The sequence below is a fragment of the Klebsiella sp. Q2 genome (assembly GCF_009900705.1).
GTDB classification, from domain to species: Bacteria; Pseudomonadota; Gammaproteobacteria; order Enterobacterales; family Enterobacteriaceae; genus Klebsiella; species Klebsiella quasipneumoniae.
Genome location: NZ_JAAABE010000007.1, coordinates 262024 through 279341, shown reverse-complemented (window position 1 = coordinate 279341; position 17318 = coordinate 262024). Strand labels below are relative to the sequence as shown.

The window sequence follows — 17318 nt, the reverse complement described above, 5'->3', positions numbered from 1 at the left end:
GGCGAAGCGCGGCGCACTACGCGCCTGTGATTTATCTTTATGCTATAGTAGCGCCCCTTTTTACCCGGATGCTTATTTATTCGCCATGATGCCTGAATCAACGTCACCTGTTTTCCCTGCTCATCGCTTCTCCATCGCGCCGATGCTCGACTGGACTGACCGACATTGCCGCTACTTCCTGCGGCTGCTGTCGCGGCATACGCTGCTGTATACCGAAATGGTGACCACCGGGGCGATTATTCATGGCAAAGGCGACTACCTGGCGTATAGCGAAGAAGAGCACCCGGTCGCTCTGCAGCTCGGCGGCAGCGACCCGCAGGCCCTGGCGCAGTGCGCGAAGCTGGCCGAGGCGCGCGGCTATGACGAGATCAATCTCAACGTCGGCTGCCCCTCCGATCGCGTGCAGAACGGGATGTTTGGCGCCTGCCTGATGGGTAACGCGCCGCTGGTGGCCGACTGTATCAAAGCGATGCGCGATGTGGTGTCGATCCCGGTCACGGTGAAGACCCGTATCGGCATCGACGACCAGGATAGCTATGAATTCCTCTGTGATTTCATTGAGACGGTCTCCGGCAAGGGCGAATGTGAGATGTTTATTATTCACGCCCGCAAAGCCTGGCTCTCCGGTCTGAGCCCGAAAGAGAACCGCGAGATCCCGCCGCTGGATTACCCCCGCGTCTGGCAGCTGAAGCGTGACTTCCCCCACCTGACGATGGCGATTAACGGCGGTATCAAATCGCTGGATGAAGCCAGAATGCAGCTTGAGCATATGGATGGGGTGATGGTCGGGCGTGAGGCCTATCAGAATCCGGGTATTCTGGCTTCGGTCGACCGGGAGATTTTCGGCGTCGCCGGCGCGGATGCCGATCCGGTGGCCGTCGTGCGGGCCATGTACCCGTATATTGAGCGCGAGCTCAGCAAGGGCACCTATCTGGGCCATATCACCCGTCATATGCTGGGACTGTTTCAGGGTATCCCAGGCGCCCGCCAGTGGCGTCGCTACCTGAGCGAAAATGCGCATAAAGCCGGCGCCGACATTGCGGTGCTGGAGCAGGCCCTAAAGCTGGTGGCCGATAAGCGTTAGTTTCTCACCAAAACCTGGTGAAATTGACCACGCCTCGCACACTATTGCGGGGCGTTTTCTTTTAAATTCAGTTTGTTATTGTTGGCATGTTTTTTGTAATACCTGCAGAGCGACATATTAATGACTGTGGGGAGAGAGCCATGCTGGAACTGTTATTTGTCATCGGATTTTTTGTCATGCTGCTGGTCACCGGCGTATCGCTGTTGGGGATTATCGCCGCCATCGTGGTGGCTACGGCGCTGATGTTCGTCGGCGGTTTGTTTGCTTTAATGCTCAAATTGCTGCCGTGGCTGCTGTTGGCGGTGGTGGTAGTGTGGGTTATTCGGGCGCTGAAAACCCCGGACGGAAACGCTTTTCGCGACAATAACCGTTGGCGTTACTAAGGTATTGAGGGGTGTGTCACAACCTGAACAATTTTGCACAGAACCGCGTAGGCATCGCTACGCAAATCTGTCACTATTAGCGCGTTAACGAATTCATCGCGCTGTACCCTACATACAGCCGAACTAAAAAAAAGTAAGGGCTTCCCAGGTGGAAGCCCTAAACTTTTGTCCTTTTGTCCGCTTACGGCAGCAGCAGACTCGACCCCTGTGTCACCCGGCTCTCCAGAACTTCATGCGCCCTTCGCGCTTCGGTCAGCGGATAGGTCTGACTCTCCGGCACGTCCACTTTGATTACTCCACTGGCGATCAGCGAAAACAGCTCACTGCAGGCTTCAGCCAGCTCTTCCCGGTTGGTGATATAGCCCTGCAGCGATGGGCGGGTGACGTACAGAGAACCTTTCTGATTCAGGATCCCCAGATTAACGCCGGTCACCGGGCCGGAGGAGTTGCCAAAGCTGACCATCAGGCCGCGGCGCTGCAGACAGTCCAGAGAGGCTTCCCAGGTATCTTTCCCTACCGAGTCATAGACTACGGCGACTTTCTTACCGTCGGTGAGCGCTTTGAGCCGCTCCGCGATAGGTTCTTCGCGATAGTTAATCACCTGCCAGGCGCCCGCCGCTTTGGCGCGCTGCGCCTTCTGCGCGCTGCCGACGGTGCCGATAAGTTTCGCCCCCAGCGCTTTCGCCCACTGACAGGCAATCAGCCCCACGCCGCCGGCGGCGGCATGAAACAGGAACATCTCATCAGGCTTAATTTCGTAAGTTTTACGCAACAGATACCAGACCGTTAATCCTTTGAGGAACGACGCGGCGGCCTGTTCGAAAGAGATGGCGTCCGGCAAGACCGCCGCTTTATCGGCCAGCACATTGTGCACCGTGCTGTAGGCGCCGAGCGCCGACTGGGCGTACACCACCCGATCGCCTGCCTTAATGTGCGTCACCCCATGGCCGACTTTACTGACGATGCCGGCCGCCTCGGTGCCCAGACCGCTCGGCAGCGACGGCGGCGGATAGAGGCCGCTGCGAACATAGGTGTCGATATAATTGATGCCGATAGCTTTGTTTTCGACCTGAATTTCATGCTCCGCAGGATCGCGAGGGGTAAACTCAACCGCCTGAAGCACCTCCGGCCCCCCGTGTTTTGAAAATTCGATGCGTGTTGCCATGTTCGCTCCTGTGTTGTTCTGAGATTATCCAGTAAGCTTAACAGCCTGCGGCGGCAGCGACGGATTTTCTTACCCGCCTCAGGCCAGCCACGCTTAATGGGTTCTTTAGCGGCAATGGCTTTCTCGCTATACTGTCACGCTCTTTTCCGTATCGGTGAAATGTTAGGCTATGGCAGGAAATAAACCCTTCAACAAACCACAGACAGAAACCCGCGAACGCGATCCGCAGCTCGCCGGGCTGAAAGTCCCGCCGCACTCGATTGAAGCGGAGCAGTCGGTGTTGGGCGGTTTAATGCTGGATAACGAGCGCTGGGACGACGTTGCCGAACGCGTCGTTGCCGACGACTTTTATACCCGTCCGCATCGTCATATTTTTACCGAGATGGCGCGCCTGCAGGAGTCGGGCAGCCCGATTGACCTGATCACCCTTGCGGAGTCGCTGGAGCGTCAGGGACAGCTGGACAGCGTGGGCGGCTTTGCCTATCTGGCGGAACTGTCCAAAAATACCCCCAGCGCGGCGAACATCAGCGCCTATGCCGACATCGTGCGCGAACGCGCGGTCGTGCGCGAGATGATCTCGGTGGCCAATGAGATCGCCGAGGCCGGCTTCGACCCGCAGGGGCGAACCAGCGAAGATCTGCTCGATCTCGCCGAGTCCCGCGTCTTTAAAATCGCTGAAAGCCGGGCCAATAAAGACGAAGGGCCGAAAAACATCGCCGATGTCCTCGACGCCACTGTCGCCCGTATCGAACAGCTGTTCCAGCAGCCGCATGACGGCGTTACCGGGGTCAACACCGGCTACGACGACCTCAACAAAAAGACCGCCGGCCTGCAGCCGTCGGATCTGATTATCGTCGCCGCCCGTCCGTCGATGGGTAAAACGACCTTCGCGATGAACCTCGTGGAAAACGCAGCGATGCTGCAGGACAAACCGGTACTCATCTTCAGTCTCGAGATGCCCTCCGAGCAGATCATGATGCGTTCTCTGGCCTCGCTGTCGCGCGTCGATCAGACCCGCATTCGTACCGGTCAGCTGGACGATGAAGACTGGGCGCGGATCTCCGGCACCATGGGCATCCTGCTGGAAAAACGTAACATCTATATCGATGATTCCTCCGGCCTGACGCCGACGGAAGTGCGTTCCCGCGCGCGGCGTATCGCTCGCGAGCATGGCGGCATCGGGCTGATTATGATCGACTACCTGCAGCTGATGCGCGTGCCGTCGCTCTCTGACAACCGTACCCTGGAGATCGCCGAAATCTCCCGCTCGCTGAAGGCGCTGGCCAAAGAGCTACAGGTGCCGGTGGTGGCGCTGTCGCAGCTGAACCGCTCACTGGAACAACGTGCCGATAAACGTCCGGTCAACTCCGACCTGCGTGAGTCCGGCTCTATCGAACAGGATGCCGACTTAATCATGTTCATTTACCGTGATGAGGTCTATCACGAGAACAGCGATCTTAAGGGCATCGCGGAAATTATCATTGGTAAACAACGTAACGGCCCGATCGGCACCGTGCGACTGACCTTCAACGGTCAGTGGTCGCGTTTCGATAATTATGCCGGTCCTCAGTATGATGATGAGTAACCCTTCCTCCTTCTTTTATTAAGGAATTCAAATGCAAGCGGCAACTGTAGTTATCAACCGCCGCGCTCTGCGACACAACCTGCAACGTCTGCGTGAACTGGCGCCTGCCAGCAAACTGGTTGCGGTGGTGAAAGCGAACGCCTACGGACACGGTCTTCTTGAGACCGCGCGAACGCTGACCGACGCCGACGCTTTTGGCGTCGCCCGCCTGGAAGAGGCGCTGCGCCTGCGAGCGGGGGGGATCGCGCAGCCGATCCTCCTGCTGGAAGGCTTTTTTGCGGCGGAAGACCTGGCGGTGATCGCCGCTCAGCGTCTGCATACCGCGGTGCATAGCCCCGAACAGCTGGCGGCCCTGGAGCAAGCCGATCTCCCCGAGCCGGTGACCGTGTGGATGAAGCTGGATACCGGCATGCATCGCTTAGGGGTGCGTCCGGAGGAAGCCGAGGCGTTTTATCAGCGTCTGAGCCAGTGCAAAAACGTCCGCCAGCCGGTTAACGTGGTGAGCCACTTCGCCCGCGCCGATGAGCCGACCTGCGGCGCAACCGAACGCCAGCTGGATATCTTCACCACCTTTACCGAAGGCAAGCCGGGATTGCGCTCGATCGCCGCCTCGGGCGGTATCCTGCTGTGGCCGCAGTCGCATTATGACTGGGTGCGTCCGGGCATTATCCTGTATGGCGTGTCGCCGCTGGACGATCGCTCCACCGGGAAAGATTTTGGCTGTCAGCCGGTGATGACCCTGACGTCCAGCCTGATTGCCGTGCGCGAGCATAAAGCAGGGGAGTCCGTCGGCTACGGCGGCACCTGGATCAGCGAACGCGACACGCGTCTCGGCGTGGTCGCGATGGGCTATGGCGACGGTTATCCGCGCGCCGCGCCGTCGGGCACCCCGGTGCTGGTCAATGGCCGCGAAGTGCCGATTGTCGGCCGGGTGGCGATGGATATGATCTGCGTTGACCTCGGCCCGCAGGCCCAGGATAAAGCCGGCGACGCGGTGGTGCTGTGGGGAGAGGGACTCCCGGTAGAGCGCATCGCCGAGATCACGAAAGTGAGTGCTTACGAACTTATTACGCGACTGACCTCCCGCGTCGCCATGAAATACCTCGACTAAGCCTTGTTCGTACCGGATAGCTCAGACGCTTATCCGGTACGCTATCGGTATAGCCGCGGACAAAAAAGCGGTTTATACCGCTGCGCGGTCACTTTCCCCTCAACATCCTCTCGACCTGCCGTCATATCCGGTTTATTGTGTAAGAACCTGCCCCATGTAAACCTGGAGATACATCGCGTGTTTCAAAAAGTTGACGCCTACGCCGGCGACCCTATTCTTTCTCTGATGGAACGCTTCAAAGAAGACCCGCGAAGCGACAAAGTCAACCTGAGTATCGGGCTGTATTACAACGATGACGGCATTATCCCGCAGCTGCAGGCGGTGGCGGAAGCGGAAGCGCGCCTGAACGCCGAGCCGCACGGCGCCTCGCTGTATCTGCCGATGGAAGGGCTGAGCGGCTACCGCCAGGCAATTGCGCCGCTGCTGTTTGGCGCGGAGCATAGCGCGCTTAAGCAAAACCGCATCGCCTCCATTCAGACGGTCGGCGGTTCGGGCGCGCTGAAGGTCGGGGCCGACTTCCTCAAACGCTACTTTCCTGAGTCTCATGTCTGGGTCAGCGACCCGACCTGGGAAAACCACATTGCCATATTTGAAGGGGCTGGCTTCGAAGTAAGTACTTACCCATGGTTTGATAAAGCCACCAACGGCGTGCGCTTTGAAGCGCTGCTGGCGACGCTGCAAACGCTGCCGGCGCGCGACATTGTGCTGCTGCACCCCTGCTGCCACAACCCGACCGGCGCCGACCTGACGCCGGAACAGTGGGATCGTGTGGTGGAGATCCTGAAAGCGCGTCAGCTGATCCCGTTCCTCGACATCGCCTACCAGGGCTTTGGCGCAGGGCTGGAAGAGGATGCCTACGCCATTCGCGCCATCGCCAGCGCCGGGATGCCGATGCTGGTCAGCAACTCGTTCTCCAAAATTTTCTCCCTGTACGGGGAGCGCGTCGGCGGCCTGTCGGTGGTCTGTGAAGACAGTGAAACCGCAGGCCGCGTGCTTGGCCAACTGAAGGCCACCGTGCGCCGCAACTACTCCAGCCCGCCGAGCTTTGGCGCGCAGGTGGTGGCGACGGTGCTGAACGATGCCGGGCTGAAATCCACCTGGCAGGCGGAAGTGGACGCCATGCGCGCGCATATCCTGACTATGCGTCAGGCGCTGGTCGACGCGCTGCAGCAGGTTGCCCCGGGCAGCGATGTGGATTACCTGCTCAAGCAGCGCGGGATGTTCAGCTACACCGGCTTCAGTGCGGCGCAGGTGGATCGCCTGCGCGACGAGTTTGGCGTCTACCTGATTGCCAGCGGACGCATGTGCGTGGCGGGGTTAAACTCACGTAATGTTCAGCAGGTCGCGAAAGCCTTTGCCGCGGTAATGTAAGCCGCTCTCCAGCAGGTTGTCTCTGCCGGTCAACGGGCAGGGGCAACCCCCTCTGATTGTGATCATCCTCTTTTTCTATGACATCTACGCGAAAAAGGCTTTTCATCCCTGTCGCCTGCGGGTAAGGTCGGGGCGTTACTAAGCATGCACATTATTGAAAACAATAATGATTGATAGATTTAGGGATAAATATGCGCAAACTTACTCTCGCCCTTGCGGCGGCTTCTCTCCTGTTCACGCTGAACAGCGCCGTAGTAGCGCGCGCCTCCACGCCACAGCCGCTGTGGGTCGGCACCAACGTGGCCCAGTTGGCCGAGCAGGCGCCGATCCACTGGGTTTCGGTGGCGCAAATTGAGAACAGCCTGCTGGGGCGTCCGCCGATGGCCGTCGGCTTTGATATCGATGACACCGTTCTCTTCTCCAGTCCTGGTTTCTGGCGCGGGCAAAAAACCTTCTCTCCCGGCAGTGAGGATTACCTGAAAAACCCGCAGTTCTGGGAAAAAATGAACAACGGCTGGGACGAATTCAGCATGCCAAAAGAGGTGGCGCGCCAGCTGATTGCCATGCATGTGAAGCGTGGCGACAGCATCTGGTTCGTCACCGGCCGCAGCCAGACCAAAACAGAAACCGTTTCTAAAACCCTGCAGGATGATTTTCTTATCCCCGCCGCCAATATGAACCCAGTGATTTTCGCTGGCGATAAGCCGGGTCAGAATACCAAGACCCAGTGGCTGCAGACGAAGCAGATAAAGGTTTTCTATGGCGACTCGGATAACGATATTACCGCCGCCCGCGAGGCGGGCGCCCGCGGGATCCGCGTGCTGCGTGCCGCCAACTCCTCCTATAAGCCGCTGCCGATGGCCGGCGCGCTGGGCGAAGAAGTGATCGTCAATTCCGAATACTGACAGGCGTCAGAACGTGATAAACGGCAGCGGTGACGCTGCCGTTTTTTTATGCAAAATCCGGGGTGGAAGGTTTTACCTTTTCACGTATTGCTGCACACTTAGAGGGATTCATTCGCAAAAAGGAGTCGATGATGTGGTATCAGCAAACCCTGACGCTTGGGCCTAAATCCCGTGGTTTTCATCTGGTCACCGACGAAATCCTCGGCCAGATCCGCGGGCTGTCCGGGGTGAAGGTCGGCCTGCTACACCTCCTGCTCCAGCATACTTCCGCTTCCCTGACGCTCAACGAAAACTGCGATCCCACCGTCCGGTATGACATGGAGCAGTATTTTCTTAACGCCGTGCCGGACAATGCGCCGTACGAACATGATTATGAAGGCCCTGACGATATGCCGTCGCACATCAAATCATCGATGCTTGGCGTGTCGCTGATGCTGCCGGTTGAGGACGGACGCGTCAGGCTGGGGACCTGGCAGGGCATCTGGCTGGGGGAGCATCGGATACACGGCGGTTCGCGGCACATCGTTGCGACGCTCATGGGGGAATAAAAGATGACAATTTCGGAGTTATTGCAGTACTGCATGGCGAAGCCGGGAGCAGAGCAGAGCGTCCACAGCGACTGGAAAGCCACGCAGATTAAGGTCTCGGACGTGCTGTTTGCCATGGTGAAGGAGGTCGAAGACCAGCGGCCGGCGGTTGCGCTGAAGGCGAGCCCGGAGCTGGCGGAGCTGCTACGGCAGCAGCATCGCGACGTCCGGCCCAGCCAGCATCTCAATAAAGCGCACTGGAGCACCGTCTTTCTGGATGGCTCGCTGCCGGATTCGCAAATCTACTACCTGGTCGATGCGTCTTATCAGCAGGCGGTAAAAATGCTGCCGGAGCCGGTCCGGCAGCAGCTTTCTCGCTAATTATTTTAGCATCGGCTTCAGGAAGCGCGCGGTGTGCGAGGCTTCGCACTCGGCGACGGTTTCCGGGGTACCGGAAACCAGAATTTCGCCGCCGCCGCTGCCGCCTTCCGGGCCGAGATCGACAATCCAGTCGGCCGTTTTTATCACGTCGAGATTGTGCTCAATCACCACGATGGTATTGCCCTGATCGCGCAGCTGGTGCAGCACTTCCAGCAGCTGCTGGATATCGGCGAAGTGCAGACCGGTGGTCGGCTCATCGAGGATATACAGCGTCTGGCCGGTACCGCGCTTGGACAGCTCGCGCGCCAGCTTGACGCGCTGCGCCTCGCCGCCGGATAGGGTCGTCGCCGACTGGCCGAGACGGATATAGGTCAGACCCACGTCCATCAGGGTTTGCAGTTTACGCGCCAGCGCCGGTACGGCATCAAAGAACTCGCGCGCTTCTTCGATAGTCATATCCAGCACTTCGTGGATGGTTTTGCCTTTGTACTTAATCTCCAGCGTTTCGCGGTTATAGCGCTTACCTTTGCACTGGTCGCACGGTACGTAGATATCCGGCAGGAAGTGCATTTCGACCTTGATCACCCCGTCGCCCTGGCAGGCTTCGCAGCGACCGCCGCGGACGTTAAAACTGAAACGGCCCGGCGTATAGCCGCGGGAACGTGATTCCGGCACCCCGGCGAACAGCTCGCGCACCGGCGTAAACACCCCGGTATAGGTCGCGGGGTTGGAGCGCGGCGTGCGGCCGATCGGGCTCTGGTCGATATCGATGACTTTATCGAAGTGCTCCAGCCCCTGAATATCGCGATACGGCGCCGGTTCGGCGATGGTCGCGCCGTTAAGCTGACGCTGGGCAATGGGGAACAGGGTGTCGTTGATCAGCGTGGATTTACCCGAGCCGGAGACGCCGGTGATGCAGGTAAACAGGCCCACCGGCAGGGTCAGCGTCACGTCTTTCAGGTTGTTGCCGCGCGCGCCGGTTAGCTTGAGGACTTTCTCCGGATCGGCGGGCACGCGCTGCTTCGGCACTTCAATTTTGCGCTTGCCGCTCATAAACTGGCCGGTCAGGGATTCTGGTACCGCCATAATGGCCTCCAGCGGTCCTTCCGCCACCACCTGGCCGCCGTGGACCCCGGCCCCGGGGCCGATATCGATCACATGGTCGGCGGCGCGAATGGCGTCTTCGTCATGCTCAACGACGATCACCGTGTTGCCTAAATTACGCAGGTGGATCAGGGTCCCGAGCAGGCGCTCGTTATCGCGCTGGTGCAGGCCGATGGAGGGCTCATCCAGGACGTACATCACGCCAACCAGTCCGGCGCCAATCTGGCTCGCCAGACGGATACGCTGGGCCTCGCCGCCGGAGAGCGTTTCCGCCGAGCGGGAGAGCGTCAGGTAGTTGAGGCCGACGTTGACGAGGAACTTCAGGCGATCGCCAATCTCTTTCAGCACTTTTTCGGCGATTTTTGCCCGCTGGCCGGAGAGCTTCAGATTGTTAAAGAAGTCCATCGCGTGGCCGATGCTCATATCGGAAATGGTCGGCAGCGGGGTGTTTTCCACAAACACGTGGCGCGCCTCACGGCGCAGACGCGTACCGTCGCAGCTGGCGCACGGGCGATTGCTGATGAACTTCGCCAGCTCTTCGCGCACCGCGCTGGATTCCGTCTCTTTGTAGCGGCGCTCCATGTTATGCAGCACGCCTTCGAACGGATGGCGGCGCACCGAGGTGTCGCCGCGGTCGTTCATGTATTTGAATTCAATATTCTCTTTACCGGAACCGTACAGGACCACTTTCTGCACGCTGGCGCTGAGGGTGCCCCACGGCGCTTCAACGTCAAACTTATAGTGCTCCGCCAGCGACTTCAGCATCTGGAAGTAGTAGAAGTTACGCCGATCCCAGCCGCGGATGGCGCCGCCCGCCAGCGACAGCTCCGGATTTTGCACCACGCGATCGGGGTCGAAATATTGCTGCACGCCGAGACCGTCGCAGGTCGGGCAGGCGCCCGCCGGGTTGTTGAAGGAGAACAGGCGCGGCTCCAGCTCGCGCATGCTGTAGCCGCAGATCGGGCAGGCGAAGTTGGCGGAAAACAGCAGCTCTTCCGCTTTCTCATCATCCATATTGGCCACGATGGCGGTCCCGCCGGAGAGCTCCAGCGCGGTTTCAAACGACTCGGCCAGACGTTGCGCCAGATCGTCGCGCACCTTGAAGCGGTCGATGACCACCTCGATGGTGTGCTTCTTCTGCAGCTCCAGCTTCGGCGGATCCGAGAGATCGCAGACTTCGCCGTCGATCCGTGCGCGGATATAGCCCTGGCTGGCGAGGTTTTCCAGCGTTTTGGTGTGCTCGCCTTTACGCTCTTTAATGATGGGCGCGAGCAGCATCAGGCGCTGACCTTCCGGCTGAGAGAGCACATTATCGACCATCTGGCTGACGGTCTGCGCCGCCAGCGGCACGTCGTGGTCCGGACAGCGCGGTTCGCCGACGCGGGCGTACAGCAGACGCAGGTAGTCGTGAATTTCGGTAATCGTACCCACCGTCGAGCGGGGGTTGTGAGAGGTTGATTTCTGTTCGATGGAAATCGCCGGCGACAGCCCTTCGATATGGTCGACGTCCGGCTTCTCCATCAGCGACAGGAACTGTCGAGCATAGGCGGAGAGCGATTCGACGTAGCGACGCTGGCCTTCGGCATACAGGGTGTCGAAAGCGAGTGAAGATTTGCCAGACCCGGAAAGCCCGGTGACGACAATGAGTTTGTCGCGCGGGATAACGAGGTTGATGTTTTTGAGATTATGGGTGCGGGCGCCCCGAACTTCGATCTTATCCATTCACCTTTCCCGGTAGGTAGATACACGGATTGCCTGGTTTGCTTGAAGGACAAACGGCAGAAACGGCTAATTATGACACAATTTAACCTGAATGAATATACAGTATCGGAATGCAAATTCAGGTCGAGTGTGCAACAATGTCGTAGCCGGGTACTATCTCTGGAATCAGCCTCGCAGCTATTAAAATGCTACGTGGAAATGGTACACTCGCGCGTTTACACTATTAAGAAACGTATTCAGGAGACACGAACATGGCCAGCAGAGGCGTAAACAAGGTGATTCTCGTCGGTAATCTGGGGCAGGACCCGGAAGTACGCTACATGCCAAGTGGCGGCGCAGTCGCCAACTTCACGCTGGCAACTTCCGAATCCTGGCGTGACAAGCAGACCGGCGAAATGAAAGAGCAGACTGAATGGCACCGCGTTGTGCTGTTCGGCAAACTGGCTGAAGTCGCTGGTGAGTATCTGCGTAAAGGCTCTCAGGTGTACATTGAAGGCCAACTGCGTACCCGCAAGTGGACCGATCAATCCGGTCAGGACAAATACACCACTGAAGTGGTGGTAAACGTTGGCGGCACCATGCAGATGCTGGGCGGCCGTCAGGGCGGCGGCGCACCGGCAGGCGGCGGACAGCAGCAGGGCGGTTGGGGTCAGCCTCAGCAGCCGCAGGGCGGCAACCAGTTCAGCGGCGGCGCGCAGTCCCGTCCGCAGCAGCAGGCTCCGGCAGCGCCTTCCAACGAACCGCCGATGGACTTCGACGACGATATCCCGTTCTAAGGCCTGCCTTAAACGCGATATCCGCGTAGTTAACACAGAAAGCCCCGGTTTCGCCGGGGCTTTTTTTATGATTATTTCACCACCGCCTCAGAAGTGGTTTTGACCGCTGGCCGCAAGCGCTTCAGGCCGCGGGCACCTGAGCGGTCGCGGGCATCGCCACGCTGGGCTGCGGTTTGGCTGGCGGCGCCACCGGCTCCTGCCGCGGTGCCGCCGTCGCTTTCTGTTTGCGGGCCATGTCATCGACGATCAGCCGATAGGCGATGTAATACTTATAGATATTGCTGACGTAGGTCACCGTTTCCGCGCCGATTTTTTCTGCCGCCAGATTTTCGACGTTACCGAACCAGACGTTTGGATCAAACCCGCGCTGTTTGGTCATGGTGCGCAGGCGGGCGATACGCGCCGGACCGGCGTTGTAGGAGGCAAAGGCAAATAGCGCTTTATCCAGCCGGGTCATGGGCTCATCAGCATAGTAACGATCTATCATCCAGCGCATATATTTCACGCCAGCATGAATATTGGGATCGAGCTGTTTAATATCGCCCACCTTCAGCTCTTTTCCGGTGCGGGGCATCACCTGCATCACTCCGACGGCGCCAACGTGGCTTCGAACCGACTGGTTCAGCCGCGACTCCTGGTATCCCTGGGCCGCCATCAGCAGCCAGTCGACATCATAGCGATCGCCATATTTACGGAAGACGTCCACCATGGCGAGGAACTTGCGCCGTTCCTTACTCGCTGCGGCATTTTTAACATATTGGGCATTTTTCAGGTAACGCAGCAGCAGGGTATTACCCAGCGTGGTGCCCTGACGATTCTTTTTCACGAAGTTGTTCAGCAGCGCCAGCAGCTGCGGGCTGTCCTGGCGTACCGCCCACGCAATGTTGCCGCCGTCGCGCAGCACCACGTTGTCATGGACCTGGATTTTCGGAAATACCTGTTTCCAGAAAACCGCTTTATGCTGATCGACGACGATCAACGGCACCAGCCCGGCGTTGAGCATTTCCAGCAGATCTTCATCCTCCAGCGCTTCCGGCGCCGCTTCCAGGGTAACCGGCGGTCGTGACTCGCTGGCAAATCGGGCGTTCAGCGCTTGCAGACTTTCGTAATAGCTGGAGGAGCGGCGAACAAAGACCGTTTGACCGGAGAGCTGCTCCAGACTGTCGACCTTCGGCGATGCCGGGCCGGAGATCAGTAATTCTTTCACGTTGCTGTAGAGCGGTTGAGCGAAATCGACCTGGGCTTCCCGCGAGGGCGTGATAGTCAGGTTGGCGGCGGCGATATCCCCTTTACCTTCATTAAGCGCGGTAAAGAGTTTATCCCGACTGACCGGCACAAAAACGATGTGCAGCTTCAGGTGGCGCTGTTTTAGCTTTTTATCTTTCGCCAGCTGTTTATTCAGATCGTTTTCCAGCGCGATAAAAATGTCGTGCGTTGCCCCGCGCTGGGTGCCTTTATCAATAAAAAAGAAGGTCTTGCTGTAGGTGGTTAATACCCGGATGGTGCGCCGATCGAGCATGCCAGGCAGATCGCCTTTCCACGGCTGCAGCATGTCGTCGATATGGATCGACAGCGTATTGTCTTCGGTTGCCACCGGCGGCGCGATTTCCGCCTCCGCCGCCGGCAGAAAAGGGGCGAATAACAGCGTCGCGAGGCAGGTAAGCCAGGCGATAAACAGGCGTGATAGCGAATTGGCGTTCATGGAGGAGCACTCCGCAGGGGGATGTGTTTATTTTAGCAGAACGGCCGCCGTTAGCTGGGTAGGACATGGGGGAAAAGGTGTAACGATACCGACAAAGAGTCTTTCGCAAATAGTATTACTTACTATTAATGTGCTTTTGTCTTTAATTTAACTATGGAGATAATATGATAAAAATATGTTTTTTTAATGATGAATAGAAATTGATGATTTTATTTTTACTTTATTCTCTTTCGTTTGTTTTTTGGTAACCAGCTGATTGGTAAATGTTATTTTATTTTTCTCTGATATTGATTATTATCATCTTGATAATGAATCTCATTTTTATTACCGTAACACGGCACATTACTCTAATGACACGCTGTCTGGATTACGCTATCAAAGAATAGCGCGCAGCGCTTTTTCTCTAATGATGAAACAGGGCACTTAATTTTATTATGCCTCACGCTGTCTTCTTATTCCCATTAATGCTGGGAAGGCGCTGACCTGCGCCAAAATCTGGCGAGGCGCTGAGACAAATATTTTATCCCATTGTTTTTTCAATTGGGGAAGGCGTTATGCCCGACAGCAACAGAAAACAGGGCATATTCTATGAAATACACGTCTCTCTTCCCGCTGGGGATCGCCATTCCTCTGTTTGCCTGTAGCGTGCCGCTGCAGGCGACAGAGAGCGTTATCGAACCATCGACGTCTGACGAGAGCACCCCCACTGCTGAAAATCACGAGGAAACGATGGTGGTGACTGCCGCCAGGCAGAACCTGCAGGCGCCGGGCGTGTCGACCATTACTGCGGACGAGATTCGCAAACATCCCCCCGCCCGCGATGTGTCGGAGTTAATTCGTACGCAACCCGGGGTCAATCTGACCGGTAACTCCACCAGCGGTCAGCGAGGCAACAACCGACAAATTGATATCCGTGGGATGGGGCCAGAGAACACTCTGGTGCTGGTCGATGGAAAACCGGTCACCAGCCGTAACTAGGTGCGGTATGGCTGGCGCGGCGATCGTGATTCCCGTGGCGATACCAACTGGGTGCCGGCAGAGATGATCGATCATATCGATGTGATCCGCGGCCCGGCGGCGGCGCGCTATGGTAATGGCGCGATGGGCGGGGTCGTCAACATCGTGACCAAACCGACCACGCCTGAATGGCATGGGTCGTGGAATACCTATATGAATGCTCCGCAGCATCGTAAAGAAGGGTCGACGAAACGTACCAACTTTAGCCTCAATGGTCCGCTGTCAGACAGTGTCAGCTTCAATCTCTGGGGTAATCTGAGTAAAACCCAGGCCGATGCTCAGGACATTAACGCCGGGCATGAAGCCGAGCGTACAGGCTCCTACGCGGGCTCTTATCCCGCCGGACGTGAAGGGGTGGTGAACAAAGATATTCACAGTAAGCTGCGCTGGGAGTTCGCCCCGATGCAGGCCCTGGAGTTTGAGGCCGGCTACAGCCGACAGGGCAACCTCTATGCCGGCGACACACAAAACACCAATACCAGTACGCTGGTGAAGAGCATGTACGGGAAAGAGACTAACCGTCTCTACCGGCAAACTTATGGCGTGACATGGACCGGCGGCTGGGATAATGGCGTGACCAGCAACAGCTATGCCCAGTACGAACACACCCGCAACTCGCGAATGAATGAAGGGCTGGCGGGGGGGACGGAAGGGATCTTCTCCAGTAGCGAGTTTTCAGATATCGATCTGGCCGATGTTCTGCTACATAGCGAAGTGAATATTCCGTTTACGCTGGGGGTCGATCAGAATCTGACGCTGGGGACAGAATGGAATCAGCAGCGGATGAAAGATGGCGTATCGACAACCCAGGCGCTCTCTTACGGAACTATCGATGGCGTATCGGCTACTGGTCGTAGCCCGTACTCCAGCGCCGAGATCTTCTCGCTGTTTACCGAAGATAATATGGCGCTAACGGACAGCACCATGCTGACACCCGCTCTGCGCTTCGACCACCACAGCATCGTCGGCAATAACTGGAGCCCCTCGCTGATCCTGTCCCAGGAGCTGACGGACGACTGGACGCTGAAGCTGGGCATTGCCCGCTCTTACAAGGCGCCTAACCTCTACCAGTTGAACCCGAACTATATTCTCTACAGCAACGGTCAAGGCTGTTACGCCAGTAGTTCCGCCTGCTATCTGATGGGGAATAGCGACCTGAAAGCGGAGACCAGCGTTAATAAAGAGATTGGTCTTGAGTATAAGCATGAGGGCTATCAGGCGGGAATCACCTGGTTCCGTAACGACTATCACAACAAGATTGAGTCAGGGTACGCGGCGGTGGGCACTGCCAGCAACGGCACCACCAATATCTATCAGTGGGAAAACGTACCAAAGGCGTTAGTGGAAGGCCTGGAAGGAACGTTGAATCTTCCGATGGGGGAGACGGTTAACTGGAGCAATAACCTGACATGGATGCTGCAGAGCAAGAATAAGACGACAGGCGACCGACTGTCAGTGATCCCGCAGTTTACCCTGAACTCGACTTTGAGCTGGCAGGTCCGTGAAGATCTCTCTCTGCAGAGCACCTTTACCTGGTATGGCCGACAGAAACCAAAACGCTTTAATTATAAGGGCGAGGCGGTCAGCGGCAGCGAATTAAACGAAGTCAGCCCATACAGTATTGTTGGTCTCAGTGCGACCTGGGATGTGAACAAAAACCTGAGCTTCACCAGCGGGATAGATAACCTGTTTGATATCCGCCACTATCGGGCAGGGAATGCGCAAACGACCGGCAACGCGACGACGGGAGCTTATCTGTATGGCGCGGGTGCCGAGACCTATAACGAATCGGGGCGGACCTTCTTTGTGAGCGTAAATACTCACTTCTGATGGTGCTGGTGAGAATGAAACCGGGTGCAGCGCGGCCCGGTTTTTTTATTTCAGATGAGAGCGGTGGAGACAATTATAAATGGTGACAAAATCTTCACGCCCTCTACATTATTAGCTCAAAATATCTTTTTATACTGATTTCCGTCGCGCAAGGTCGTTGATCCCGATCGGGCTCGATAATAGCACCCTGCTATTTCCCTTCTGCAATACCCCCTGTCCCCCTTCCATTCCCAACCGCAGCGATGCGGAGGAGGGGGACCTTCCTTATTTTTGCCGGGTGACCTGATGACGATATTGAGTGGGTGTGAGCGCATGATATTTTTTGAAGGTACGATTAAACGCACTGAGATCGTCATAACCAACCATAATACAAATATCGACAATACGGTAACCAGGCGTCGTCAGCAATAAACGGCGACAGAGCGACATGCGCTGCTGGCGGATATATTCCATCGGCGATCGATCAAAATAATGACGGAAGAGCCGAAACAAATGCCAGGGGGAATAACCAGAGATATCGCTCAGATCGTCGACGGTCAGTTTCTTATCCAGATTATTATCGATCCACAAGAGCAGGTCGCTTAATACCGATTGCTGGAGCGTTTTGCTATGCATGATTGAGGCCAATCCCAAAAACGAAGGGCTCCTCAATTAG

At 57.2% G+C, this 17318-nt stretch carries 13 protein-coding genes and 1 pseudogene; 10 read left to right on the top strand and 4 right to left on the bottom strand.

All coding sequences use genetic code 11. The features are described from left to right. The first annotated feature begins 85 nt into the window (after window positions 1-85). Together dusA and pspG are read left to right on the top strand one after the other, a co-directional pair. A complete protein-coding gene (gene dusA / locus GT756_RS23570; RefSeq protein WP_048322675.1) occupies window positions 86-1084 on the top strand; it encodes a tRNA dihydrouridine(20/20a) synthase DusA in 999 nt (332 codons plus the stop codon). Between the two features lie 140 nt (window positions 1085-1224). Next, window positions 1225-1467 (top strand): envelope stress response protein PspG, encoded by a 243-nt coding sequence (pspG, locus tag GT756_RS23565; protein WP_064795156.1) that lies wholly within the window; start codon window positions 1225-1227, stop codon window positions 1465-1467. Between the two features lie 181 nt (window positions 1468-1648). On the opposite strand, the gene GT756_RS23560 is transcribed toward pspG, so the two are convergent. Continuing rightward, window positions 1649-2632, bottom strand: a complete 984-nt coding sequence (locus GT756_RS23560; RefSeq protein ID WP_004177848.1) for a quinone oxidoreductase — start codon at window positions 2630-2632, stop codon at window positions 1649-1651. Window positions 2633-2801: 169 nt separating this feature from the next. Here GT756_RS23560 and dnaB point away from each other — a divergent pair, with 169 nt between their 5' ends. From dnaB to GT756_RS23530, 6 genes are all read left to right on the top strand, one after another. Then, a complete protein-coding gene (gene dnaB / locus GT756_RS23555) occupies window positions 2802-4217 on the top strand; it encodes a replicative DNA helicase (RefSeq protein ID WP_002884942.1) in 1416 nt (471 codons plus the stop codon). Window positions 4218-4248: 31 nt separating this feature from the next. Continuing rightward, window positions 4249-5328, top strand: a complete 1080-nt coding sequence (gene alr / locus GT756_RS23550) for an alanine racemase (RefSeq protein ID WP_064151094.1) — start codon at window positions 4249-4251, stop codon at window positions 5326-5328. 177 nt (window positions 5329-5505) lie between these two features. Continuing rightward, window positions 5506-6699 (top strand): aromatic amino acid transaminase, encoded by a 1194-nt coding sequence (gene tyrB / locus GT756_RS23545; protein ID WP_043519217.1) that lies wholly within the window; start codon window positions 5506-5508, stop codon window positions 6697-6699. A gap of 191 nt (window positions 6700-6890) precedes the next feature. Continuing rightward, a complete protein-coding gene (gene aphA, locus GT756_RS23540) occupies window positions 6891-7604 on the top strand; it encodes an acid phosphatase AphA (RefSeq protein WP_004206302.1) in 714 nt (237 codons plus the stop codon). A 131-nt stretch (window positions 7605-7735) separates the two neighbouring features. After that, window positions 7736-8152, top strand: coding sequence for a secondary thiamine-phosphate synthase enzyme YjbQ (locus GT756_RS23535; RefSeq protein WP_004206303.1), 417 nt, complete (start codon window positions 7736-7738; stop codon window positions 8150-8152). A gap of 3 nt (window positions 8153-8155) precedes the next feature. Then, window positions 8156-8512, top strand: coding sequence for an MmcQ/YjbR family DNA-binding protein (locus GT756_RS23530; protein ID WP_004206305.1), 357 nt, complete (start codon window positions 8156-8158; stop codon window positions 8510-8512). Here the strand turns inward: GT756_RS23530 and uvrA are convergent, their stop codons facing one another. After that, the gene (gene uvrA, locus GT756_RS23525; RefSeq protein ID WP_004206306.1) at window positions 8513-11338 is read right to left on the bottom strand and encodes an excinuclease ABC subunit UvrA; all 2826 of its coding nucleotides are present in this window, start codon (window positions 11336-11338) and stop codon (window positions 8513-8515) included. A gap of 251 nt (window positions 11339-11589) precedes the next feature. Here uvrA and ssb1 point away from each other — a divergent pair, with 251 nt between their 5' ends. Further along, on the top strand, window positions 11590-12114 hold the full coding sequence (gene ssb1 / locus GT756_RS23520; protein WP_004151744.1) for a single-stranded DNA-binding protein SSB1: 525 nt from the start codon (window positions 11590-11592) through the stop codon (window positions 12112-12114). Between the two features lie 121 nt (window positions 12115-12235). Here ssb1 and GT756_RS23515 read toward each other — a convergent pair whose 3' ends face one another. After that, on the bottom strand, window positions 12236-13816 hold the full coding sequence (locus GT756_RS23515) for a lytic transglycosylase F (protein ID WP_064178429.1): 1581 nt from the start codon (window positions 13814-13816) through the stop codon (window positions 12236-12238). Window positions 13817-14404: 588 nt separating this feature from the next. On the opposite strand from GT756_RS23515, the pseudogene GT756_RS23510 reads away from it, so the two are divergent. Then, window positions 14405-16663 (top strand): annotated as a pseudogene (locus GT756_RS23510) (TonB-dependent siderophore receptor). 264 nt (window positions 16664-16927) lie between these two features. Here the strand turns inward: GT756_RS23510 and GT756_RS23505 are convergent. Then, window positions 16928-17296 (bottom strand): helix-turn-helix transcriptional regulator, encoded by a 369-nt coding sequence (locus GT756_RS23505; RefSeq protein ID WP_017900112.1) that lies wholly within the window; start codon window positions 17294-17296, stop codon window positions 16928-16930. Between the last annotated feature and the right edge of the window lie 22 nt (window positions 17297-17318).